The sequence below is a fragment of the Gordonia sp. w5E2 genome (assembly GCF_036540975.1).
GTDB classification, from domain to species: domain Bacteria; phylum Actinomycetota; class Actinomycetes; order Mycobacteriales; family Mycobacteriaceae; genus Gordonia; species Gordonia jacobaea.
In genome coordinates this window covers 2536045-2560419 of sequence record NZ_CP144213.1, presented here as the reverse complement: position 1 = coordinate 2560419, position 24375 = coordinate 2536045, and the positions used below count along the sequence as shown (strand labels likewise).

The window sequence follows — 24375 nt, the reverse complement described above, 5'->3', positions numbered from 1 at the left end:
TGTTGGGGTCTTACTACGCGCCCGGCAGACCGCTGGCGTGCCAGAACGTGGGAAGACACGAACAGCCGATGGATGTCGACGGACGCGAGATCACCGTATCCGGTGATCTGCTGCAACCGCTGACGCGGCGCACGTCGGACATCCTTCGTCTCATCACCGCGGCCATCGTGCTGATCGTCGTCATCGTCAGTTCGCTGATCACCCGCGGTGACTGGGTGGCATTGGAGAAGTCGATCTCCGACATCGTCGGAGTGTTGACCCCCACCCAGGCCGGGCTGGTCTATCTGGCTTACGGCCTCGCGATTCTGGCACTGCCGTTCATGGTCCTCGTCGGCTTGCTTGCCGCCCGACAATGGCGCCTGCTCTGGGCGTACGCGACGGCGGCCGCGATCAGTTTCCTCGCATTGTCGGTCAGCGAGAACGGCATCGCCGCGCCGACGTGGCATTTCGATCGCAACGAGCGACTCGATTCGCTCCTGTCGCAGTTCCTCGACGATCCGCGGTGGATCGCGATGCTCGCCGCGGTGCTGACTGTGTCGGGACCGTGGCTACCCGCGCGCTGGCGACGCTGGTGGTGGATCCTGCTCCTTGCCTTCGTCCCCATCCACCTCGTGGTCAGCGCCGTCGTACCAGCGCGCGCGGTCTTGGGACTCGCGACCGGATGGTTCGTCGGCTCACTCGTCGTGTGGGTTGCGGGCACGCCCGCGCTGGTCGTGCCGCTCGAAGATGCGGTACGGATGCTCGAGCAACGGGGTGTGCGCGTGACCGCGCTCCGTGTGGTCCGCCCGGCCAGTCGCGGTCCGCTCGAACTCGTCGCCCACGCGGACAAGGACATCATCGTCGACCTGTATGGACCCAATCAGCGCAGTGCAGGTCTGCTGCGAGAGTTCTGGCGCAAGATCCGGTTGCGCTCGGAGGAGACCGCGCCCCTGCAGCTTTCCGTGCATCGGATGGTCGAGCACCGCGGTCTCATGACGGTCGTCGTCAACGACCTCGATCTGGCGAATAGCTGCACGGTAGCCGTTGCGCCCCTCGATCTGGATTGGACGATGTACGCGGGCACACCGCCCCGCGGGACCCCGCTCGACAGGTGCAGCGACGACGTCGCGGTGGCCGATATCTGGTCCGCGTTGCACACACTGCATTCGGAGCGGATCTCGCACGGAGACCTTCGAGCTACGCAGATCACCGTGATTGACGGCCGCATCGTGTTCGGTGGTTTTCACTTCTCGGAGTTCGGTGCCACCGACGTCCAGCTTCAGTCCGACATTGCTCAATTGCTCGCCACTACAACCGATCTCTACGGTCCCGAGCCGGCCGTTACCGCGGCGATCAATGCATTTGGCGCCGACGCGGTCCTGATCGCATCGCGTCGGTTGAGCTCGTCGGCATTGCCGAGGCGGATACGTGATCAGTTGAGCGACGCGAAGAAGGTGCTGTCGTCGGCGCGCGACGAGATCCGGTCGCAGACAGGCGCGGACGAGATCCGTGCCGAGACGATCACGAGGTTCAGTCGCTCCCAGATCATCCAGTTGGTCCTGCTGGTGGCGCTGGTCTACGTGGCCTACCCGTTCATCAGTACGGTGCCGACCTTCTTCAGTGAGCTGCGCACCCTCGACTGGGCCTGGGCATCGGCCGGTCTGGCGGCGTCGCTGCTCACCTACGTCGGTGCGGCGGCTGCACTATGGGCGTGCGCCGACGGTCTCACCAGTATGTGGAAGCTCACAGTCATGCAGTTCGCCAACACATTCGCCGCGACGACAACTCCGGCCGGCGTCGGCGGGCTCGCGCTCAGTACGCGGTTTCTGCAGAAGGCGGGCCTCGGGGGTGTTCGGGCGACAACGGCTGTCGCGCTGCAACAGAGCGTGCAGGTGATCGTGCACGTGGTGCTGCTGTTGTTCTTCACTGCGATCGCGGGGACGTCGGCCAACCTGTCGCATTTCGTTCCATCGGCGACGGTGCTCTACCTCGTCGCGGGAATCGTGCTCGGTGCGATTGGTCTGTTCCTGTTCATCCCGACGCTTCGCCATTGGCTCGGCACCTCGCTGCGGCCGCGATTGATCGAGGTATTCGCAGATCTGCGGGCGGTGGCGCGTGAACCCAAACGGCTCGCGATCATCACACTGGGTTGCGGTGCAACGACTCTCGGCGGTGCGCTCGCGCTCTGGGCGAGCGTGCACGCGTTCGGCGGACACGTCTCGTTCATCACGGTGACCGTGGTCACGATGGTCGGTGGGACCTTGGCGTCGGCAGCACCGACCCCGGGTGGTGTCGGTGCCGTTGAGGCGGCACTGATCGGTGGCTTGGCTGCGTTCGGCGTCCCTTCGGCGGTCGCTGTCCCCGGTGTGCTCCTCTACCGCGTACTGACCTGCTGGCTTCCGGTGTTCATCGGATGGCCGGTGATGCACTGGCTCACCAGGAAGAACATGATCTGACGTCCTCGCGTCGTGGTGAGGTGCGCCGGGTTCGATGAGTGGCGGACGCTGAATCCGGGTGGCAGGGAGTGGCGCAGTAGGCTGACCTGCGACCACGTTTCACAATCTGGAGGAGCTCCATGACACAGCTCGGAGTAGTCGGCGGCGGCACGATGGGTGCCGGTATCGCCGAGATCGCGATCCGCGCGGGTGACGACGTACTCGTGCTCGAGCGCGACCAGGCTGCCGCCGACGCGGCCCGCGCACGCATCGAGAAGTCGATCAACCGTGCGGTCTCGAAGTCGAAGATCAGCGCCGACGACGCCGAACAGGCGCTCGCGCGTCTTTCGCTGACCACGTCGGTCTCCGACTTCGCCGACCGTGAGCTCGTGATCGAGGCGCTGCCCGAGATCGAAGCACTCAAAGTGGGCTTCTTCGCCGAGCTCGACAAGATCACCGCCCCCACAGCGATTCTCGCGACCAACACGTCGTCGATCCCGATCATCCGGATCGCCAAGGACGTCGCCGATCCCAGCCGCGTCGTCGGTGTGCACTTCTTCAATCCGGTGCCGGTCATGCCGCTCGTGGAGATCATCTCCAGCCTGGCGACCTCGCCGGAAGCAGTGGCGACGGTCACCGAGTACGCACGAGATCACCTCGGCAAGAAGACGATTCAGGCAGGCGACCGCGGCGGGTTCGTCGTCAACGCCCTGCTCATCCCCTACCTCGTCGACGCGATCCGGATGTACGAGAGCGGATACGCCACCAAGGAAGACATCGACACCGGCATGGTGAACGGCTGCGGCCACCCGATGGGTCCGCTGACGCTCAGCGACACCGTCGGACTCGACGTCGTGCTCGACGTCGCGGAATCGCTGTACGACGAGTTCCGTCAGCCCCATTACGCGCCGCCGCCGCTGCTGCGTCGCATGGTCGAGGCCGGTTACCTGGGCAAGAAGTCGGGCAAGGGCTTCTACGACTACGCGTCCTGACGCGACACGCGATCTGACTTACGAGAGCCTCGGCTGGCGCCTGCCAGCCGAGGCTCTCTCGTCGGTGGTCGCCCGACCACTCACACCGGCAGGCGGCTCGAACTGGTTCGGCGCAGATCCGAGAACGTCTGAATCGACGTCGAAATCGCGGTGGCGATGGGACGGCTGTTGACGTCCTCGGTCTTCGACACCATGACGACGTTGTCGATATAGGGCTGGATGGTGCTGGTGTTCTGCACCGTCGCAACGATGATCAACTGGAAGCCGAACTTGCGGAATGCCGCAAGAGCCTGCTGCGCGAACTGGGGATCCGACTTCGAGAACGCCTCGTCGAGCATCAACTGCGCGAAGATGGGACGGTTTCCCTTGCCGTGCGGACTCGCCAGGTTGAAGCTCAACGCCCCGGCGAGACAGAACGCCATCAACTTTTCCTGCTCACCACCGGAGTTGTCTCCCGCGTTGCTGTATGTGCGGATGGTCTCGCCGGTCTCGGCGTCGCGTTCCTCGCAGTAGAAGTCGAATCGGTTACGCACGTCGAGTGCATCTCGCGTCCATTGACGGTCCTCGGGCGTTGCACCGGCGAGTCGTTCACGGAGAAGCAGGATGTCGGCGTACTGCTCGAGGATCGCCTCCTCGTCGCCGAATCCGACGGCGGCGGTACGCGACGAGATCTGCCGCGCCTTGTCGGTCAGTTCGGCAACCGCTGCGAGCGTTTTGCGGCCCGGGCAGAGCCGCAGGCGGGTCCCGCGGTTGAAGGCGACCGAGCCGAGTCCGGAGTTGACTCGCTCGATCTGTTCGACGATGCGGCGCTCCTCGGCTTCGGCCGCCATGTGCAGGCTCAGGATCGCGCCCGGTGCCTGCTCGGTGATGAGTCGTCGCATCCGTTCGTAGGCGGCAGGCAACTCGCGTTCGTCGATGCGGCGACACAGCGCGACGTAGTCGTGGACACGCTCGTCGAAATCGTCGCTGTCGTTGGGGATCGCGTCGGGAAACTCCTTGTCGTAGGCGTCGAGGATTCGCCCCAACTCGTCGCGCGAGCGGCGAGTGTCTGCACGCATCCGATCACGCTCGCGCCCAACGGCTTTGAGTAGATCCTGGCGGAACGGATCCGGTGCGAGTACGTCGAGCACCGCCGCGGACTCCTCACGGAAGCGATCGAGTGTCGCCTCTGCGTGGGCCGACACGGGTTCGATCTTCAACCGGTCGACCAGATCGAGTAGCTGAGTACGACGCTTGTCGTGAGTGGCGATTTTGTCACGCACAAGTGCCGCCTGTGAGATGGCGGCGCGGACCTGCTCCCAGATGTCCTCGGCCTTGCGTTGCAGTGCCTCGGTGTCGGGATTCTCCTCCATGAGCAGCTCGTACTGTTCGGTGAGCGCGTCGACGCGATCGTCCGCGGTGTCGAGGTCGATCTCGTTCCACCCGGCGAACTGCTCACAGACTCGTCGGTACGCGTCGCGTCGCTGTTCCTTGGCGGTGCGCTCCCGATCGAGTTCGGCGCTGCGAGCTCGCGCCTGTTCGTACAGCTCGTTTTCGAGTTCGAGTTCTTCTTGCAGCGCAGTGATTTTCGCGCTCACGTTTCCGACGAAGATGTATTGGGACGGACGCAACTGCTGACGGTCGTCCTTGATGGCGAGTTTCGCCGAATCCTTGCGGAGACCCCGGTCGGTGACGGCCTTGGTGTGCTCGACGAAGTCGGCAGTTGAATCGACGCACACGTAATTGCCGAGTTTGGCGAGGATCGTGAGCGCCTCGTTGGTGCACGGGTGGTCGGGCTCGGCCGCCCGTAGCGTTGCCCCGAGCGTGCCCGGCTCCACCATCGGCGCGGGACGCGTCTCCGCGTGGTGGAGTTGAATCCGTCCGCGCATGTCGTGCTCGTTGACGAATTTGAGCGCGGCCGCAAAGTGCTTGTCCGGCACCAGGAGTCGCAGCCCGGCGTTACGTAGGACCTTCTCGACGGCCAGTCGCCACCTCTCGGCAGACGGTTCGAGCTCGACGAGTTCGGCGACATACCGCAGTTCGGACTCGTCGAGTTGGAGTGCGCTGGCGATGATTCGACGCATCTCGTGCTCGGCGCGGGGCAGCGCGGAACCGGCGTGGCGTACACGCTCGAGTTCGTCACGGGCAGCGTCGCGTTGGGATCGCGCTGCCACCTCGGTGGCGAGCGTCTCGGCGAAATGTGGCTTGCCGGCCTCGAGTTGGCCGTCGAGTCGGGTGGCCTCCTCCATCAGGTGCTCACGCAGCTCCCAGAACGCTTCGCCGTCTTCAGGAATGTCGAATCCGAGCGCGGAGATCTTGTGTTCGTACGTGGCGCGCCGGATCGATGCCTCGTTGCTTGCCTTCTGTGCCGTCGAGAGTTGTTCTTGCAGCGGCGCGAGATCGCCCGTCGACGTCGCGATCCGACCGAGTAGGTGGCTGTGATCCTGGCGGAGTTGATCGTGCTGCGAGTTGAGTGCGGCGAGGTCGGAATCGAGCCGGGCGATCTGATCGTCGAGGTCGGCGATCTCGGGTTCGGCGTTGTGCAGCCGCAGGTTGGTGACGTACGAGCGGACGACTTCTGGCTCGATGGTGTCGAGCACCGTGAACGTCGCCGACTCCGCCGCATAGCGCTCCTGCATCGCCTCGACGTTGTCGAGAATGGTGCGCTTGCGCCGGGATACGTCGAGGAGCTCACGCGCCTCGACCAGTGGATCGATCTGCTCGAGAGCGTCGGAGATGCCCGCGATACTCGTGGGTTCGTCGAGCATGAACTCCCGGACGAACTGCGCGAGTCCGCCGACGCTCTTGAGCGACTTGGCCTTTCCGAGCAACTGCTGTGCGGCATCGGAGCCGCGGATGCCGATCAACGAATACAGCGTCGACAGGTACTTGCCCTCTCCCGGACCGCCCTGCCAACCGCGATCGCGGAACCGGGCAGCGCTGTAGCCATTGGCGGCCCACTCGTTGCAGGCGTCCACGATGTCGACGTCACCGTCGTGGATGAAGTAAGCGCTGTGCGCATCGGTGAGTTTGCCCGCGCCAAGCCATTTCAGAACAAGCCCGGTGATAGCCGTGCCCGACGTCGAGGTGTAGGTGACCGCGATCGCCGCCCACGCGGGGCCGCTCCCGCGGAGATACATGATCTCGCGGTGCGCTCCCGTTGCGTCGCGACGCTCGCCCCACGCGCCGCGCACGTACTTGCCGACGGTACGTCGACCGCCGGACGAGCCGGCCGCGGTGGTATCGCCCGAGGCATTGAAGTTGCGGCGGTGATCGGGCAGGAAGGCCAGCGAGATCGCGTCCAGCAGTGACGATTTGCCACTTCCCGACGAACCCGTGATGAGCGCGCCGCCCGGGCTGAACCCGATGGAGTGATAGCCGTCGAAGACGCCCCAGTTGATGAGCTGCAACCGCGACAGGTAGTACTGCTCGTCCCCCTCGCCGCGATGGAGCGTTCCCCGCCGGTCCGGGGTGCTTCGCTGGTCGGCGGTGTCCCGCTGATCGACCTTGCCCTGCTGGGCGGCCGTGTCCTGCTGGTCGGCTGTTTCCCGCTGATCGAGCTTGTCGAGATCACTCACCACTGGTCTCCTTCGTCGTCGGAGTATTCGCCAGTGGAGTATTCGTCGGTGGAGTCCGACTGGCCGGTCGGCGCCGAGCTGCCTTCTGCGCCTACCGAATCGGCGTCGACCGCGAGATCGTCGCCCGTGTCGCCGGCGCCGATGAACTGCTCGAACTGATGCTGCAGGTCGGTGATCACCGAGGCGGTCATGACAGCGGTGATCACCGGGCTGACGGTGAACGTGTCTGGATCGTCGCGGTGTCGGCGCAAGAAGTCGAGTTCCTCGAGCTTGTCTATCGCACGTTCGATCCGCTTGTCGAACAACGCGAGATCACGGTCGATCGTATTGGTCACGCCTGCGAACATCTCGTGGATCTCCTCACGGGTGATGATCGCTGTCTCCTCACGCGACGAGCGCAAGAACTTGGCGAGGTGCAACGCGAGAATCGCGTCGTAGGTCTGGATGGTCTCGCGTTTGAGAATCTTTCTACCCCAACGTGACTCGTATCCAGCCTGCTCGACGAACGCGACCTGGAGCTCGTCGACGAGGCGCAGTCGAAGGTCGAGCTCTGACAGCCGACTACGGAGCAGATCCTGATACTCGGTGACCCACGCCCACAGTTGCGGGTTGCGGTCGCCGCTGACGTGCCTGCGCGTGAGGAGATTCTGCAATGCCCAGCATGCGCGATCGGGCATCGCCGAGACATCGCCGTCGAATCGAGGAGCGCGTGGTCCGTCGATTCTTCCGTGCGTCGCCGCGGTCGGCAGGTCGTCGTATCCGGCGAACTCGTCGGCGGGCGCGGAGGTGGCCGAGGTGTTCGTCGTTGCCCCGGGCGTGTTCGGGTCGGTGGTGTCAGTGTTCGTGGTGTCGGTGCTGGTCATCAGGCGTCGGCTTCCGTGCTGAGAATCGAATCGGTATCGCTGTGCTGGGAAGGAATAGGCTCGCTGAACAACAACGTCGGCACTTCGATCGCGCGATCCTCGCCCTCCAGCGACCGGAACCGCACGAACGACGACCCCGCCCCATGCTGGCGCGGCATTTCCCGAGGCTGGCGCAGGGCCCACGACCACAACACGATGACGTGCGCGAGGTACGGCTCGTCGAGCGCGGCGATCGCGTCGCTCAACGACAGCGGTCCCGATGTCAGCTTGTCGTTCACGACGTCGGCGAGTTCCACCGTGTCGACCTGCCCCGCGAGCGACGCGAACGATGCCAGGTTGGTTCGTCCGTCTGCGGGACGTGCCTGCTCCGGCGGTGCCGGATTGCGGATTTCGAACGCGAGCCGACCGATCGACGTCACCTGCGGCGTCGCGACAGGCAACTCGTAGCCGAGACGACGGTCGGCGAGCGAATCCTTGAGAAGCTCATTGGCTGTCGCCAGCGCGTCGTTGAGCTGTCGGGCGACGCCACGGCTCTGCTCGAGCGTCCCCGACGCGACGAACCGTCGGATTCGACGCGCACAGCGCTGCCTGATCCGCCCGACCTCGGCCATCTGCTCACTGACCAACGGGAAGAAATTCTCCATCACTGCCCGCAGACCGGTATCGATGCTCGGCAGCCTGTCGACGACGAGCTCGATGTCGGAGATGAGGCGTGCGCGCTGCATCGGATCCTGAATCATCTGCGTGAAGGCGTGATACGACGCGCTCTGCGACGACTCGAGGAGCGACTCATAGTCGTCGAACATCTGACGCTGCCGATCCCGGTAGGCGAGGTCGGAGTCGTGCGGGTCGTCGAGCAGCGCTGTGGTGATCCGATCGAGCATCGCGCCGTATTGGCCGATGTCGGTGATGATCTGTTCCATTTGATACGCGATCGCCCGAGCCTCGTCCTCGGCTCCCCGCAGGTCGAATGGTCGACGGCGGCCCTCATTGAGTTCGACGAGTTCGGCGTCGAGTTCGTCGATCTGGTTCTCGATGTCCTCGCGGATTCGTTCGGGATCGTCGGTCACCTGCGTGGCAACCCGGTGCAGACCGGCGGCCACGCCCATGATCGACCCGCCGGTCGCGACGCTGTCCTCGCGCCGCAATCGACGCATGTATGCGATCACCGAGCGCGCCTCGGTGCTCAGGAAGCACACGTTGGGTGCCGACGGCGACGCGGCGTCGGTCACACGGTGTAGCCACCCCTGCTTGGCCCACGACTTGATGAGATCGAGCCCGGCGGGCTGGTCTGACGTGCCGAGTGCGGCGATGTCGCGGTCTAGGCGAATAGCGAGCTCCGACTCGGTGTGGCGAGTTCCGAAGTCGAGATGGCGTTCCATCAGCGTGACGTACAGGGCCGAGTTCGAGGCCGCGAACAGTCGGACGGCGGCAGAGCGCTGGATCGAGCGGTTTGCCTCGAACGTGTCGGTCAGCGTCAGAGTCCCATCCACGGCAGAGTTCACCATCGTCACCTCACGGTTGCACCTCGTTCACGGACCGCGGTCGAGTCTGCCATGGCCCCGCGGCGTCGTCGCGAGCGCACCACAGTGGGCGAGGGCACCCTGCGATCACGACGCGACCCAGCTCATTTCGCGAGCACATGCGGCACGGGTTTCGCCGACCGAATAGGGTTGACGCTGGACGTGCACACCCGCGCGTGGCCAGCGGTTGAGACACACGACCCATTGTGTCGGGCGACCGCACTCGAGAGCGAAGGCAGGTTATGAGCGACAAGCAACCGACCATCATCTACACCCTGACCGACGAGGCGCCCATGCTGGCGACCTACTCCTTTCTGCCCGTCATCCGGGCGTTCGCCGATGCCGCAGACATCAACGTCGAGACGTCCGACATCTCCGTTGCGTCGCGCATCCTGTCCGAGTTCCCCGATTACCTGACCGACGAGCAGAAGGTCGGCGATCACCTGGGAGAGCTGGGGCGCCTGACCCAGGAGCCCGACACCAACATCATCAAGCTCCCCAACATCAGCGCCTCTGTGCCGCAGTTGCTCGCAGCGATCAAGGAGCTGCAGGCCAAGGGGTTCAACATCCCCGACTATCCCGGCAATCCGAAGACCGAAGAGGAGAAGGAGATTCGCGACCGCTACACCAAGTGTCTCGGTAGCGCCGTGAATCCCGTTCTGCGTGAGGGTAATTCGGATCGTCGTGCGCCCAGGGCCGTCAAGGAGTACGCACAGAAGCACCCCCATTCGATGGGTGACTGGTCGATGGCATCGCGTACCCACGTCGCACACATGCGGGAGGGCGATTTCTACCACGGCGAGAAGTCGATCACCGTGCAGGGCGACCGCAAGGTCAAGATGGAACTCGTCACCGACAGCGGCGAGACGATCGTGCTCAAGCCGGAGGTGAAGCTGCTCGACGGCGACGTCATCGACAGCATGTACATGAGCAAGAAGGCGTTGATCGAGTTCTACGAGAATGAGATGGAAGACGCCTACAAGACGGGTGTCATGTTCTCGCTGCACGTGAAGGCGACGATGATGCGGGTCAGCCACCCGATCGTGTTCGGCCACGCGGTGCGCACCTTCTACAAAGAAGCGTTCGCCAAGCACGGCGATCTGTTCGACGAGCTCGGTGTCAACGTGAACAACGGCTTGTCTGATCTCTACGCGAAGATCGAATCGCTGCCGGCGTCGAAGAAGGAAGAGATCATCGACGACCTGCACAAATGCCACGAGCATCGACCCGAACTCGCGATGGTCGACTCCGCACGCGGCATCTCGAACTTCCACTCCCCCAGCGACGTCATCGTCGACGCCTCGATGCCCGCGATGATCCGCGCAGGCGGCAAAATGTATGGCGCGGACGGCCGCCCCAAGGACACAAAGGCGGTCAACCCCGAGTCGACGTTCTCGCGGATCTACCAGGAGATGGTCAACTTCTGTAAGACCAACGGACAGTTCGATCCCACCACGATGGGCACGGTGCCCAACGTCGGACTCATGGCACAGAAGGCCGAAGAGTACGGCTCGCACGACAAGACCTTCGAGATCCCTGCAGACGGTGTCGCGAACTTCGTCGACCTCGAGACCGGTGAGATCCTGCTGTCGCAGGACGTCGAAGAGGGCGACATCTGGCGCATGTGCATCGTGCGCGACGCCCCGATCCGCGACTGGGTGAAGCTGGCCGTGACCCGTGCGCGTGAGTCGGGAATGCCGGTGGTCTTCTGGCTCGATCCCTACCGCCCGCACGAGAACGAGCTGATCAAGAAGGTCAATACCTACCTGAAGGATCACGACACCGAGGGCCTCGACATCCAGATCATGTCGCAGGTTCGTGCCATCCGCTACACGATGGAACGTCTGATCCGCGGCCTCGACACGATCTCGGCAACCGGCAACATCCTGCGTGACTATCTGACCGACCTCTTCCCGATCCTCGAACTCGGGACCAGCGCCAAGATGTTGTCGATCGTCCCGCTGATGGCCGGCGGCGGCCTGTATGAAACCGGCGCGGGAGGGTCGGCGCCCAAGCACGTCAAGCAGCTTCTCGAGGAGAATCACCTGCGGTGGGATTCGCTCGGTGAGTTCCTCGCCCTCGCGGTCAGTCTCGAGGACCTCGGTAAGAAGAACGACAACCCCAAGGCCGAGGTGCTGGCCAAGACGCTCGACGCCGCGACCGGCCGGTTGCTGGAGAACAACAAGGGGCCGTCGCGCAAAACCGGCGAGCTCGACAACCGGGGTAGCCAGTTCTATCTCGCGATGTACTGGGCTGAGGAACTGGCCAAGCAGACCGACGACGAGGAACTGGCCAAGCATTTCGCGCCGCTCGCGAAGACGCTTGCCGACAACGAGGATGCGATCGTGGCCGAGCTGAACAAGGCGCAGGGCCAGGCGGTCGACATCGGCGGTTACTACGCTCCCGACTCGGACAAGCTGGCTGCGGTCATGCGACCGAGCGCGACGTTCAACGAGGCGCTCGACTCCGTTCGCAGCTGACGCGCGGTCAGACGACACCGGCTCCCGACCTGATTCAGGTCGGGAGCCGCCCGTATTTCTGGGGTCTGCCTGTATTTCCTGGGTCTGTGTGCGTCCTGTGCGCAACCCTCGGGTGCGGACCGAAAGTCCCATTCGTCTGGCTGTCGGTTGCACTAGCGTCGAATACGGGGTTGGGGCCCACGCTGAGCAAGCTGGATTCGGCCAAAGGAGGCCAACGTGAGTGACCACGAAGTCCGCATGATCGTTCTGTCGACCGACGATCTCGACGATTCCATCAAGTTCTACAGCGAGACGTTGGGTATGGCGCTCAAGTTTCGTGACGGGGCGCATTTCGCCGCCCTCGACGGCGGATCGCTGACACTTGCGCTCGCAACTGACGTCGACCATCCCATACCGGGCAAGGTGGTGGTCGGTATCAAGACCGACGACGTCGACGGCGACGCGAAGGCCGTCGAGGAAAGCGGTGGCGCCATCATCAAAGGCCCGTACGACGACGCGCACGAGCGTCGTGCGGTCGTCTACGACAACAAGGGCAACGGACTGGTTTTCTACAGCCCGCTCAAGCGCTGAGGTGGTGCGGTCACCCGAGTCGTGGTCGGGTGGCCGCACCGGCGTCGATCCCGCGACAACTTTTGTTCACATATCGCAACGACCATGTCCGAGTTCAGTAAAACGGCGGATATGGGGAGAATGCGGATGCGACGACATCGGTACATGGCGGTCACGGCTTTGGTGTGTGCGACGACGGTGATTGCGGCGTGCGGCGGTGACGGAAGCAACGATGCGGCCGGACCGCTGTTGAATCCCGTTGCCAAGGGCAAGCTTTCGGAACATGGCGGGGCTACGAGGGCGGGCGATGACCGCAGTTCGCTCATCGCCGACTCCATCCGAAACTCCGGCGCCAAGAACGTCATCCTGCTGATCGGTGACGGCATGGGAGATTCCGAGATCACCGTTGCTCGCGACTACGCGCAGGGCGCGGGCGGCGCATTCAATGGACTCGACGCCTTGCCGCTGACGGGTCAGTACACGCACTACTCGCTCGACAAGGACGGCAAGCCGACCTTCGTCACCGATTCGGCCGCGAGCGGTTCGGCCTGGTCGACGGGCACGAAGACCTACAACGGCGCAATCTCCGTCGACATCGAGGGCCGATCTCAGCAGACGCTGCTCGAACTGGCGAAGAAGTCGGGCAAGGCGACCGGTGATGTCACCACCGCTGAGATCCAGGACGCCACACCCGCGGTACAGGTCGCGCACGTCACCAATCGCAAATGCTATGGGCCCGAGGAAACATCCGAGAAGTGTCCGACAGACGCCCTGGAAAAGGGTGGCAAGGGGTCGATCACCGAGCAGTTGCTGGGAACGCGACCCGACGTCGTGCTCGGTGGTGGCGCCAAGTCGTTCCAGCAAACCGCTACTGCGGGCGAATACCAGGGCAAGACGCTCGAGGTGCAGGCGAAGGAACGGGGCTACACCATGGTGCGCAGCGCCGACGAGCTCAACGGCGTCACAACGGCCAACCAGGACTCTCCGGTCCTCGGACTCTTCGCCGACGGCAACATGCCTGTCCGCTGGAACGGACCCGTCGCGACCAAGGGTGGTTACCTCGAACCAGCCGCAACGTGCACCGACAACCCCGAACGTGGCGCATCCACGCCGAAGCTCGCCGACATGACGAAGAAGTCCATCGACCTCCTCAAGGGCAACGACAAGGGCTTCTTCCTGCAGGTGGAAGGCGCGTCGATCGACAAGCAGGATCACGCCGCAAACCCGTGCGGTCAGATCGGCGAGACCGTCGACCTCGACGAAGCGACGAAGGTGGCGCTCGACTACGCCAAGGACAACCGCGACACGCTGGTGATCGTGACCGCCGATCACGCGCACAGCAGCCAGATCGTCGAGTCGATGACTGCCGAGGACGTACAGAAGGCCGCCGACGACGCGAAGCTGCCCCTGCAGGTGGAGAAGGACGCCATCTACCCCGGACTGACCCGCGTGTTGACCGGCAAGGACGGCCAGCCGCTCACGGTGTCATACGGAACGTCGGACAATCTGGACGCGATGGATCAGGGCCACACCGGTACGCAGGTGCGGATCGCCGCATACGGCCCCAGCGCGGCGAATGTCGTCGGCTTGACCGATCAGACGGACCTGTTCTTCACCATCTCCCGCGCACTGGGACTCCAGGGTTCGTGACGTCGGCGATGTGGTTCGATGCGGTTCACGGTCTGAGGTAAGCCGTTCGGTAGCGTGACGCCCGTGAACATCCGCCGTGTCGTACTTCCCGTAGCCGTTGCCTCGCTGACGATCGGACTCGCCGCGTGCGGCTCCGATTCCGGTTCCGACTCTGCCGCGTCGTCATCGACTTCCGCGGCGTCGCCCTCCTGCCCGTCTGCGGCACCGGCAGCGGATGCCAAGCCGGACTGGACCCTTCGTGGCACGACGGGAAGTGTCGACGTCGTCGCCTCGACCTCGACGACGGCACCGGCAGTCACGGTGACCACTCCGTTCGCGGTCGAGCAGACGCAGGTTCACACCCTGCGGGAGGGCAGCGGCGAGGTTGTCCCCGACACGGCGACCGTCAGCGTCTGTTACGTCGGCGTCGATGGCCGTGACGGTAAGACCTTCGACAGCAGCTACTCGGGGGGTACTCCCGTTCAGTTCCCGCTCGACCGGGTCGTGGTCGGTTTCAAGAAGGCCATCGCGGGTCAGAAGGTGGGTTCGTCGGTTGCGGTCGCGATGAACCCTGAGGACGGATACCCGAATGGCAATCCTGCGGCGGGCATCAACAAGGGTGACAGTCTGGTCTTCGAGCTGACGATCGTCTCCGTCGACGGGTAATCACGGGGTCGCCCCTGCGAGCACACGAAGCGCCAGAGCGGTTTTGCTCGTCAGCGGGCTGGTGTGACACCCGGCGTCGTGGAGGCTGTCGCGGAGATCGCTCGCGACCGCCGAGGCCCGCGCCGCGAGGTCGTGCGACGACTCGCCGGGGCGGACACCGATGCACGTGGAGACCCCGACGACGTCGATGTCATCGGACAGCCACCTCGCCACCCGAACCTGTCGGACGTCGCGCACCGACGTATCCCAGACCTGCGACGTGATCGGCCCACGCAGTACGAGGTGGTCGATCGGCGGCCCCGACGACGCGCACGCGACCAGAAAGCGTCGTTGCGCCGTGTCGAGGAGGTGGGTGGGGTCGGCGCCGTTCTCGATCGCCTCGGACATGCTCCCGGACGGATGACGGGTACGTGCCGACGCCCTGAGCCTTCGATCGCCACCACACCACTGATCTGAGATGCGATATTCGAACTGGTCACGGTCGAACGAGTTGGCCCAATCGCCTGTCAGCCACTCGCTTCGCTCGGGATGCATGGTGACCGTGAGGTCGTCGAAGGCACCCGTGCGCAACCTGATCGCCACTCTGTTGTCGTAGAGGGGTGTCGGGGTGTCGATCGATGCGTGGCGTGCCTCCGCGAACCAGAATCGACTGTGCCGCGCGTCGCCCACGCGGCACCCCAGCGCCGACACCGCGTCGTCGAGTTCGGTCTCGATGTTGAGCGTGATGCCGATCGGGACGATCACGAATCACCTGCCATTCTCCCGTAGTGCACGACATCGTTGATCGTGCCGATTGACCCTGCGTCGGACATGCGTGAACCGACTGGGTTTCCAGCCTTCGCGACATGGATGGCGGTCGCACGAGTACCGGGGTACTCGAATCAGCGTTTTCCCGATGAGGTAGTCCGGTACGCATGCACCCGAACGCCGCCGTCGGGGATACTGATCGCGTCACATCGGTCAGGGCGGGCGACACGGGTACGGAAGAGGAATCGGTGGTCGATCAGAGAAGTACCGTTGAGCGGGTCCTCGCAGTGACCGCGGAGCAGCTCGACCGGGTGGTCGGCTGGTCGCGACTACCGAAACCGTTGGGGCTGGCGGTGCTGGTCGGCATCCGCAGCCAGCTCCGGGCACTCAACCTCGTCGACACCGATCCCGATCCCGCCCCGCCCCTCGACCCACCGTTACCGGCGTCGGACCATCGCAAGCGCACGATCGACGGGCGCTTCGACAACCTCGCGCACCCCGACATGGGGTCCGTCGGCACTCGATTCGGTCGCAACGTGCCGCTTGACGCGACTTGGCCCGAGCTCGGGGACAGATTTCGTGAGCCGAGTCCGCGCGTCGTCAGCGAGAAGCTGCTCGCGCGCACCGAGTTTCAGCCCGCTGAGACGCTCAACCTGCTCGCCGCCGCGTGGATCCAGTTTCAGGTGCATGACTGGGTGAGTCATCTCACTCCTCCCGATCCCGAGCCGTGGCTCATCGAGCTCGACGCCGACGACCACTGGCCGCACTCCCGGCCGATGCAGGTTCCACGAACGCCGACACTCGACGGCCCGGCCGACGCCCCGCCGACGTACGCCAACCGTGACACGCACTGGTGGGACGCGTCGCAGATCTACGGCGACACCGAGGAGTACGCGGCCGCGATCCGCCACCGAGATGCCGACGGCAATCTGCTCGCCACCATCGAACTCGCTGACGACGGACTCCCCACGTTGGCAGCGGAGCAATTGCTGGACAAGAACGGACCCAAGGCGAATTCGTGGCTGGGACTCGCGCTGATGCAGTCGTTGTTCCTGCGGGAACACAACGCGATATGTCGACGACTCACGGTCGCACACCCTGAATTCACAGCTGATCAAGAGCGGCTGTATAACGTTGCGCGACTGATCAACTCGGCACTGATGGCAAAGATCCACACTGTCGACTGGACACCTGCGATCATCGCGCACCCCACAACCGTGACCGGCATGCACGCGAACTGGTTCGGATTACTGGGTGAGAAGTTCACCTCGAAGTTCGGGCGGCTTGTCGACAGCGAGATACTCTTCGGGATTCCAGGTGGCGGAACTCATCTCGACGGGGTGCCGTTCTCGTTGACCGAAGAATTCGTGGCGGTGTATCGCATGCATCCCCTGCTACCCGACCACCTCGATGTACGGAGCCTGGCCACGGGCCAGACCAGGCATACTCACCCGCTCGGAGAGCTTCTGGCCGACAACGTGCACCAGCGAATGGCGGAATGGTCGATGGACGATTTGCTGTATTCCTTCGGAAGGGCATTTCCGGGAGCTTTGACGCTCCACAATTTCCCGGAAGCTCTCCGAGATCTCCCGCGGCCGGACGCTGAGTCGATTGACCTCGCCACTATCGATGTCCTCCGAAGCCGAGAGCGTGGCGTGCCACGCTACAACGAATTCCGGCGGTATTTCCGGCTCCCGCCCGCCAAGAGCTTCGCAGATTTGACGAACAACGCCGAGTGGGCGAAGCAGCTCGAGCAGATGTACCGCGACATCGATGACGTTGATCTCATGATCGGTCTCTACGCAGAACGCAAACCCCGAGGCTTCGGATTCTCCGACACCGCGTTTCGGGTGTTCATCTTGATGGCATCACGCAGGATCGCCGCTGATCGATTCCTGACGACGGACTTCACCGCCGACGTTTACACCGAAGCGGGCATGGCGTGGATCCGCGACAACACGATGCGCACAGTGTTGCTCCGCCACTTCCCCACGCTCACCCCGGTGCTCGCACATGCCACCAACCCTTTCGCACCCTGGCCCGCACCCTGATGCGCCGAGAGGACCGTGACGATGAGTCGTGAGTACGTGTTGTGGGAGCCGGAGATGGAGGACACCCCGCCTGGTGAGGCGGAGGTGGTGGCGAAGATGGTGCAGATCCTGCACACGAACAACGAGCACGCGTACGCCAAGTACAAGCGCGGCATCCGAGACGCCCACGCCAAGAGTCACGCTGTCCTACGCGGTGAACTCGAGGTGCACGCCGACCTGCCGGAAGAACTCGCCCAGGGGCTGTTCGCGGAACCACGGACCTACCCGATCATCGCCCGCTTATCGAGCACGTCGGGAGCCATACGTACCGATCAGATGAGAGGCGTGCGCGGCCTCGGGATCAAGGTCGTCGGCGTCGATCCGACCGCAGACCGTGCCCTGCCCGACGACACCGCGGTCACCCAGGACTTCATCATGGTGACCCATCGGGAGTTCCTGTTCGCGGACGCGAAGGAGTATCTCCTCAAGGGCATGCCGACGGCGGTGCTGCTCGCCCGTGTTTCCGATCCCGTTCTCGGGTTCGGCGAACGCTTGTTGGCCGCAGTCGACGCCAGGATTCTGACAAAGATCGGGCGCCCGTTTCCGGACACCCTGAGAGTTTTCATCAGGGAGAACACGCATATTCTCGGGGACACCTTCTATACGTCAGCGCCGCTGCGCTACGGCAAATATGTCGCGAAGATGCTGTACGCGCCGTCGTCGGCCGAGGTTCGTGCGCTCGCCGGTCAACCGACACCCGACTATCGCGGAGTAAATGCGCTGCAAGACATGACCGTCGATTTCTTCGAGTCGCATCCGGCCGAATATGAACTGCGGGTGCAACTGTGCACGAATGTCGACCGGATGCCGATCGACGATGCGACAAAGGCGTGGTCGGAGGAGGAGTCACCGCACCGGACAGTTGCCACGATCAGATTCCCGACGCAGAATCCCTACACACCGGAGCGACGCGCATACGGCGACGACGTCCTGTCGTTCAATTCCTGGCGTGGCCTGAAGGTACATACCCCGCTCGGATCGATTAACCGCCTCAAGCGCGACGTGTACGATGCGTCGAGTCGATTCCGGCATCAAAAGAACAATGCCCCGATGTGTGAGCCGACGAGCGTGGACGAACTCCCCGAGTGAGTTTCCTTGCTCGAACCTTCACGACTCAATTTCTGGCAATTCGCCCTATACTGCTCAACCATGGAAGGGCGCTGGCAACTCCTCGGCCGGCCCGCCGAGCAACAGTTCATCCGCTCCGCGCTCTTGCGACCAAGCGATCGCTGTGGAGTGGTACTTGTCGGGCCCGCGGGCGTCGGCAAAACCACGCTCGCCCGGATGGTCACCGATTCGCTCGGTAGGCCTGTCCGATGGGCTGCATGTACCGAGTCGTCGCGTGCCATACCGCTCGGAGCCTTCGCGCCGTGGGTAGCTCCTACCGCGTCGCGCGATCCCATAGCGGCGTTGGTCTCCGCGCGCGAGACCCTCGTTGCCGAGCCCGGAACGGTCATCGGGATAGACGACGCCCATATGCTCGATCAGCTTTCGGCGACGCTGCTGCATCAGATCGCGATTGATCGCAGCGCACGAATCATCGCCACAGTCCGCACGGGCGAACCTGTGCCCGATGCGGTGACCTCGTTGTGGAAGGACGGCTACCTTCACCGACTCGAACTGCAGAACCTCACGAAAGAACAGTGCGCTGAACTGGTCGAACGTGTGCTCGGCGGATCGTTGGAGGGCTTGAGCGCCGACGTCATCTGGGATTCGTCCGGCGGAAATCCACTGTTCCTCCGAAATATGATCGAGGGGGCCGTCGAATCCGGTGCGTTGTCGGAGGTGTCGGGCGTCTGGCAATTGCGGGGCGCGACGGCGGTTCCGTCCGGCCTGGTGTCACTGCTCGACGACCGTCTCGACCGTGCTGGTCCGCACGTTGTCGATGCGCTCAAGGTGTTGTCGCTGTATGAGCCGATCGACATCGATCTCCTGATCGGGCTGATCGGCGAGGAACCGGTCGACGACGCCGAGACTCTGGGTTTCATCACGACAACTCGCGACGGCGACACGACCAACGTCCGATTCACCCACCCGCTCTACGGAGACGTGGTTCGGCGACGTATCAGCACCGTCGCGGCCCGACGGCTACGCGCCGAACTCGTCGACGCATTGCGCGACCACGCAACCGACACCGCCGCCGAGCGTATCCGCCTCGCACAGTTGAGCGTCGACGCGCACCGTGACGTCGACGTAGCGCTGCTCATCGCAGCGGCCAAGGATGCGATCTTCCTGGCCAATCTCCCGCTCGGTGAGCGGCTCGCCCGCGTCGCCTTCGAGCACGACGGCAGTCTGACCGCGGGAGAGCTGCTCTCCCGCGCGATCATGTGGCAGGGGCGAGTCGTCGAGGCCGACGCTGTATTCACCGAGTTCGAGCCCGAGTCGTTCAATGAGTTCGAGCTCGTGGTGTGGGCGGTATCGCGCATGAGCCTGATCTTCTGGATGCTCGGCGACGTCGATGAGAGTTATCGCATGCTCGAACTGCTCAACGAGAAGGTCGAGCATCCGTCGCTACGACTCGTCGTCGACGCGGTTGCCGCGGCGATGGCCGTTCACGAGAACCGGCTCGACGAGGGAATCGCGCTCGCCGAGCACGTTCTCGAGAGTCCGAACGCGCCGTCACAGGCCATCGATTTCGCGGCCTTCGGTGCCGGGCTGGCCATGTCGATTGCCGGGCGCGGGCGCGACTACGCCCCCTACGCAGAGCGCACCCGTGCGAAGAAAAAGGCGACGGACGGGATGATCAGCGTCATGGTGCGCTACTGCGACGTCCTGGCGCTCACGATGGTCGGCGACCTCAAGGAGGCGCGAAACCGCGCCACCGAGTACACGCAGTTCTCCTCCTCGGGTCAGTTCCTCGGATGGGCGATCGCCAAGATCGCGGCAGGTGTTGCGGCGACGTACAGCGGCTCGTTTCGTGAGGCGATCAGCGAGTTCGAACAGGCACTCGCCGCTCTCAACGCCAAGCAGCCACTCCCGTGGCGTTTGCCCGGCCGGTTGATTCTGGTACGGGCGTACGCGGCGCTCAACGACGTCGACGAAGCCGAACGGGTGCTACGAGACGCAGATGAGCACCGGGGTCCGCACCTGGCGATCCACGACTCGCAGCGGGTGCTCGCGCAAGCCTGGATCTGCGCTGCACAGGGCGCCGAACGCGCGGCAATCGATCACGCGCATCGCGCGGCCGCAATCGCTCACGACTCCGGGCAACTCGCACTCGAGGCCGAGTCCCTGCATCACGCGACTCGCTTCGGCGACAAGACCACGGCTCCGCGCCTCGCGGAGCTCGCAGGACTCATCCAAGGCGAGCTCGGCCACGTCTACGCACGCCACGCAGCGGCCTACGCAGCGGGCGATCCGGACGAATTGGCAGCGGCATCACATGATTTCGAGGATGCGGGAGTGCTGCTGTCGGCCGCCGACGCTGCGGCGCAGGCGGCACAGTTGTACGAGCGTGCCGGCCGGCGTGGAGACGCCACCGCCTGCTCTGCGAGAGTTCTCGCGCTGTCGAAGGCGTGCGATGGCGCGACGACTCCCGCCATCAGGGCGACAGCACGACCGCTGCCGATCACGGCCAGGGAGCGGGAGATCGCGGTTCTCATCGGTCGCGGCCTGACCAACCGCGAGATCGCCGAACGCCTGACCGTCTCGGTACGGACTGTCGAGGGTCACATCTATCGCGCCTGCATCAAACTCGACGTCGCCGACCGCGACTCGTTGGCCGGAGTCGTCAACGACGCCCCGGGCGGATGAGACACCGTAGCGCCGGGTGAGTCGGGCGGTTCAGTTCTTCACGTAGTCGGCGAGATGCTGTGCGGTCAGCGTCGAACGTGCTGAGACGAGATCGGCCGGGGTGCCCTCGAACACCACTCGCCCGCCGTCGTGACCGGCGCCCGGACCGAGGTCGACGATCCAATCGGCATGAGCCATCACCGCCTGGTGATGCTCGATCACGATCACCGATCTACCACCGTCGACGAGGCCGTCGAGGAGCCCCAGCAGTTGCTCGACGTCGGCAAGATGCAGACCTGACGTCGGCTCGTCGAGGACGAAGATCCCGCCCTTGTCCCCGAGGTGTGTCGCGAGTTTCAGCCGTTGCCTCTCCCCGCCGGAGAGCGTCGTGAGCGGTTGTCCTATCGTGAGATAGCCGAGTCCGACGTCGGCGAGCCGTTCCAGGATCTTCTGTGCCGCAGCCACTTTCGATTCACCTGCGGAGAAGAATTCGAGCGCCGCGTCGACCGACATGTGGAGGACCTCGGAGATGTCGCGACCGCCGAACGTGTAGTCGAGTACACCGGGCTGGAATCGCTTACCCTCGCACACCTCGCACGTGACGGCGACTCCCGCCATGATCGCGAGATCGGTGTAGATGACACCCGCTCCCTTGCAGTTCGGACACGCACCCTCCGAATTGGCGCTGAAGAGAGCGGGTTTCACTCCGTTTGCCTTCGCGAAAGCCTTCCGGATCGGCTCGAGGAGGCCCGTGTACGTCGCCGGGCTGCTGCGCCGCGAACCCTTGATGGCGGATTGGTCGACGGTGATCACGTCGTCTCGGCCCGATAGCGATCCGTCGACAAGAGAGCTCTTCCCGGAGCCGGCCACGCCGGTGACCACACACAGCACCCCGAGCGGGAAGTCGACGTCGACGTCCTTCAGGTTGTGCGAACTCGCGCCGCGAATCTCCAACGCTCCATTGGGCTCTCGCACCTGCGGTTTGAGGGTGGCGCGGTCGTCGAGGTGGCGTCCGGTCAACGTGTCGCTTGCGCGCAGGTCGTCGACGCCGCCTTCGAAGACGACGTTGCCCCCACCGGTCCCCGCGCGTGGTCCGAGGTCGACGATGTGGTCGGCGATGGCGATGACCTCGGGTTTGTGTTCGACGACCAGCACCGTATTGCCCTTGTCCCGCAGTTGCAGGAGAAGCCGATTCATACGGTCGATGTCGTGTGGATGCAGCCCGACCGTCGGCTCGTCGAAGACGTAGGTGATGTCGGTCAGCGCCGACCCGAGATGGCGAATCATCTTGGTACGCTGCGCCTCTCCACCCGACAGCGTCCCGGACGGACGGTCGAGCGAGAGGTATCCGAGACCGATGTCGACAAACGAATCGAGCGTGGCGCGCAGGGATTCGAGCAGCGGTGCAAGTGTCGGCTCGTCGAGCGAGCCGACCCAGTCGGCGAGATCGGTGATCTGCATCGCGCACGCATCGGCGATGCTGACGCCACCGATCGTCGAACTTCGTGCCTTCTCCGACAGTCGAGTCCCCTGGCAGTCCGGACAGACCGAGAAGGTGATCGCCCTGTCGACGAACGCGCGGATGTGGGGTTGCAGCGCGTCTTTGTCCTTGGCCAGGAACGACTTTCCGATCTTGGTGATGAGGCCCTCGTAGGTGACGTTGATGCCGTCGATCTTGATGCGTGTCGGTTCCTTGTACAGCAGGGCGTCGAGTTGGCGGGCAGTGAACTTGTCGATCGGTGTGTCCGGATCGAAGAAGCCGCAGCCGCGGAAGATGCGCCCGTACCACCCATCCATGCTGTAGCCGGGGATCGTGATCGCGCCTTCGTTGATGGACTTGGAGCCGTCGTAGAGCGCAGTCAGGTCGAAACACGAGATCGAGCCCCTGCCCTCACATCGAGGGCACATTCCGCCGACGACCTCGAAAGTCCGTTGCTCCTTGACTTTTCGGCCCGCTTTCTCCGTCGTGACGGAGCCCCCGCCACTGACAGACGCGACGTTGAACGAGAACGCCTGCGCCGAACCGATGTGTGGAGTCCCGAGTCGGCTGAAGAGGATGCGGAGCATCGCGTTCGCGTCCGTCGCCGTTCCGACGGTCGAGCGCGGGTCGGTACCGAGACGCTCCTGGTCGACGATGATTGCGGTCGTCAGTCCGTCGAGGACGTCGACATCCGGCCGATTCAACGAAGGCATGAATCCCTGAACGAATGCGCTGTAGGTCTCGTTGATCAATCTTTGCGACTCGGCGGCCACCGTGCCGAAGACGAGTGAACTCTTGCCGGAACCGGAGACGCCGGTGAAGACGGTGAGGCGCCGCTTGGGAAGGACGACTGTCACGTCATTGAGATTGTTGACCCGTGCGCCGACGACACGTATCTCGTCGTGACGATCGGCGGCGGCCGGCGGTGCTGACGAACTCATGTGTGGGTCATCCCTCTCGACGAAGTCATGTGGCGGTCGGTCTCGGGAGTATCGGACTCGGGAGTATTTGTCCAGGTCGTCCAGAGCGGGATCACGCATACCGAGATGATCTGGTCGATGGTGTCCTCGGACATGTTGCCGGCGATGAAGACCTCGTGCCGGGCGAGATCGAAAGGGAGAGACGCGGCGCGAGGCGGCAGCGGGTGCGGACCGAGCTCGCCCCGTCGGCGAGCGCGCTCGAGCACGGGAGCCATGACCTCGTCGACATGTGTGGTGATGAGTCCGATGACAGAACCCGTGGAACCCTCGGGCAGATCCGCGAGCAGCGAGCGGATCGTCCGGGGACCCACCTCGGCCAACCGCACCCGCATGCGGGCAAGGACCATCCGGAGGTCGTCGGCGAGCGATCCGGTGTCCGGGACGGTCAGAACCTCTCGGGCGACGTCGACCATTGCTGCCATGACCATCTCGACCTTGGTGTCCCAGCGTCGGTACAGGACGGTCTTGCTCGTTCCGGCGGCAGCCGCGACCCCCTCGTAGGTGAGGCCGGCGTATCCGCGTTCGGTGATCTCGGCACGGACGGCCTCGAAGATGTCTGCTTCGAGTTCTGTGCCACGGCGACGTCTGGTCACATAATCTCCTTCCGATACGTTGCGTATCTTATCGGATCGTCCTACTCTGCTAAGAAACGAACCGTATCTAATTTGAGGGA

Annotated in this window: 15 protein-coding genes; 9 read left to right on the top strand and 6 right to left on the bottom strand. The window is 64.1% G+C overall.

The window, feature by feature from the left end; translation table 11 throughout:
* Positions 1 to 68: 68 nt before the first annotated feature.
* Together RND64_RS11475 and RND64_RS11470 are read left to right on the top strand one after the other, a co-directional pair.
* A complete protein-coding gene (locus tag RND64_RS11475) occupies positions 69 to 2435 on the top strand; it encodes a lysylphosphatidylglycerol synthase transmembrane domain-containing protein (RefSeq protein ID WP_049697422.1) in 2367 nt (788 codons plus the stop codon).
* Between the two features lie 119 nt (positions 2436 to 2554).
* Complete coding sequence (locus tag RND64_RS11470; protein ID WP_049697421.1) at positions 2555 to 3406, top strand: 3-hydroxybutyryl-CoA dehydrogenase; 852 nt, start codon at positions 2555 to 2557, stop codon at positions 3404 to 3406.
* Positions 3407 to 3486: 80 nt separating this feature from the next.
* Here RND64_RS11470 and RND64_RS11465 read toward each other — a convergent pair whose 3' ends face one another.
* The 3 genes from RND64_RS11465 to RND64_RS11455 form a co-directional block, all read right to left on the bottom strand.
* On the bottom strand, positions 3487 to 6804 hold the full coding sequence (locus RND64_RS11465; RefSeq protein WP_049697550.1) for an ATP-binding protein: 3318 nt from the start codon (positions 6802 to 6804) through the stop codon (positions 3487 to 3489).
* 155 nt (positions 6805 to 6959) lie between these two features.
* Positions 6960 to 7826 carry a DUF4194 domain-containing protein gene (locus RND64_RS11460; protein WP_049697420.1) on the bottom strand — a complete coding sequence of 289 codons (867 nt, stop codon included), beginning with the start codon at positions 7824 to 7826 and terminating at the stop codon, positions 6960 to 6962.
* The gene (locus RND64_RS11455) at positions 7826 to 9334 is read right to left on the bottom strand and encodes a DUF3375 domain-containing protein (protein ID WP_049697549.1); all 1509 of its coding nucleotides are present in this window, start codon (positions 9332 to 9334) and stop codon (positions 7826 to 7828) included. Before RND64_RS11455 ends, RND64_RS11460 begins: the two co-directional genes overlap by 1 nt.
* A gap of 257 nt (positions 9335 to 9591) precedes the next feature.
* Between RND64_RS11455 and RND64_RS11450 the strand changes: the two genes are divergently transcribed.
* The 4 genes from RND64_RS11450 to RND64_RS11435 all read left to right on the top strand — a co-directional run bounded on the left by RND64_RS11450 (position 9592) and on the right by RND64_RS11435 (position 14673).
* A complete protein-coding gene (locus RND64_RS11450) occupies positions 9592 to 11829 on the top strand; it encodes an NADP-dependent isocitrate dehydrogenase (protein ID WP_049697419.1) in 2238 nt (745 codons plus the stop codon).
* 216 nt (positions 11830 to 12045) lie between these two features.
* On the top strand, positions 12046 to 12399 hold the full coding sequence (locus tag RND64_RS11445; protein WP_005203020.1) for a VOC family protein: 354 nt from the start codon (positions 12046 to 12048) through the stop codon (positions 12397 to 12399).
* A 126-nt stretch (positions 12400 to 12525) separates the two neighbouring features.
* Positions 12526 to 14028, top strand: coding sequence for an alkaline phosphatase (gene phoA / locus RND64_RS11440; RefSeq protein ID WP_152929985.1), 1503 nt, complete (start codon positions 12526 to 12528; stop codon positions 14026 to 14028).
* Between the two features lie 111 nt (positions 14029 to 14139).
* Entirely contained in the window at positions 14140 to 14673 is a 534-nt protein-coding gene (locus tag RND64_RS11435) for an FKBP-type peptidyl-prolyl cis-trans isomerase (RefSeq protein WP_162491221.1), read from the top strand.
* Here the strand turns inward: RND64_RS11435 and RND64_RS11430 are convergent, their stop codons facing one another.
* Positions 14674 to 15417: a hypothetical protein gene (locus RND64_RS11430; protein WP_049697416.1), complete on the bottom strand. Its 744-nt coding sequence runs from the start codon at positions 15415 to 15417 to the stop codon at positions 14674 to 14676.
* Positions 15418 to 15587: 170 nt separating this feature from the next.
* On the opposite strand from RND64_RS11430, the gene RND64_RS11425 reads away from it, so the two are divergent.
* The 3 genes from RND64_RS11425 to RND64_RS11415 are packed head-to-tail and all read left to right on the top strand — an operon-like array spanning position 15588 to position 21263.
* On the top strand, positions 15588 to 17471 hold the full coding sequence (locus RND64_RS11425) for a peroxidase family protein (RefSeq protein WP_152929984.1): 1884 nt from the start codon (positions 15588 to 15590) through the stop codon (positions 17469 to 17471).
* A gap of 21 nt (positions 17472 to 17492) precedes the next feature.
* Positions 17493 to 18599 carry a catalase family protein gene (locus tag RND64_RS11420; protein WP_049697547.1) on the top strand — a complete coding sequence of 369 codons (1107 nt, stop codon included), beginning with the start codon at positions 17493 to 17495 and terminating at the stop codon, positions 18597 to 18599.
* Between the two features lie 60 nt (positions 18600 to 18659).
* Positions 18660 to 21263 (top strand): LuxR C-terminal-related transcriptional regulator, encoded by a 2604-nt coding sequence (locus RND64_RS11415; protein WP_049697415.1) that lies wholly within the window; start codon positions 18660 to 18662, stop codon positions 21261 to 21263.
* 30 nt (positions 21264 to 21293) lie between these two features.
* Here RND64_RS11415 and RND64_RS11410 read toward each other — a convergent pair whose 3' ends face one another.
* The gene (locus RND64_RS11410) at positions 21294 to 23663 is read right to left on the bottom strand and encodes an ATP-binding cassette domain-containing protein (RefSeq protein ID WP_049697414.1); all 2370 of its coding nucleotides are present in this window, start codon (positions 23661 to 23663) and stop codon (positions 21294 to 21296) included.
* Positions 23660 to 24295 carry a TetR/AcrR family transcriptional regulator gene (locus tag RND64_RS11405; RefSeq protein ID WP_049697413.1) on the bottom strand — a complete coding sequence of 212 codons (636 nt, stop codon included), beginning with the start codon at positions 24293 to 24295 and terminating at the stop codon, positions 23660 to 23662. The genes RND64_RS11410 and RND64_RS11405 overlap by 4 nt, the downstream gene beginning before the upstream one ends.
* Positions 24296 to 24375 lie beyond the last annotated feature (80 nt).

Excerpts from the sequence above, each read along its gene's own strand:
- RND64_RS11475 (WP_049697422.1), top strand. The coding sequence starts at position 69 with ATGGATGTCGACGGACGCGAGATCACCGTATCCGGTGATCTGCTGCAA.
- RND64_RS11470 (WP_049697421.1), top strand. The coding sequence starts at position 2,555 with ATGACACAGCTCGGAGTAGTCGGCGGCGGCACGATGGGTGCCGGTATC.
- RND64_RS11460 (WP_049697420.1), bottom strand. The coding sequence starts at position 7,826 with ATGACCAGCACCGACACCACGAACACTGACACCACCGACCCGAACACG.
- RND64_RS11455 (WP_049697549.1), bottom strand. The coding sequence starts at position 9,334 with ATGGTGAACTCTGCCGTGGATGGGACTCTGACGCTGACCGACACGTTC.
- RND64_RS11450 (WP_049697419.1), top strand. The coding sequence starts at position 9,592 with ATGAGCGACAAGCAACCGACCATCATCTACACCCTGACCGACGAGGCG.
- phoA (WP_152929985.1), top strand. The coding sequence starts at position 12,526 with ATGCGACGACATCGGTACATGGCGGTCACGGCTTTGGTGTGTGCGACG.
- RND64_RS11425 (WP_152929984.1), top strand. The coding sequence starts at position 15,588 with ATGCACCCGAACGCCGCCGTCGGGGATACTGATCGCGTCACATCGGTC.
- RND64_RS11420 (WP_049697547.1), top strand. The coding sequence starts at position 17,493 with ATGAGTCGTGAGTACGTGTTGTGGGAGCCGGAGATGGAGGACACCCCG.
- RND64_RS11415 (WP_049697415.1), top strand. The coding sequence starts at position 18,660 with ATGGAAGGGCGCTGGCAACTCCTCGGCCGGCCCGCCGAGCAACAGTTC.
- RND64_RS11410 (WP_049697414.1), bottom strand. The coding sequence starts at position 23,663 with ATGAGTTCGTCAGCACCGCCGGCCGCCGCCGATCGTCACGACGAGATA.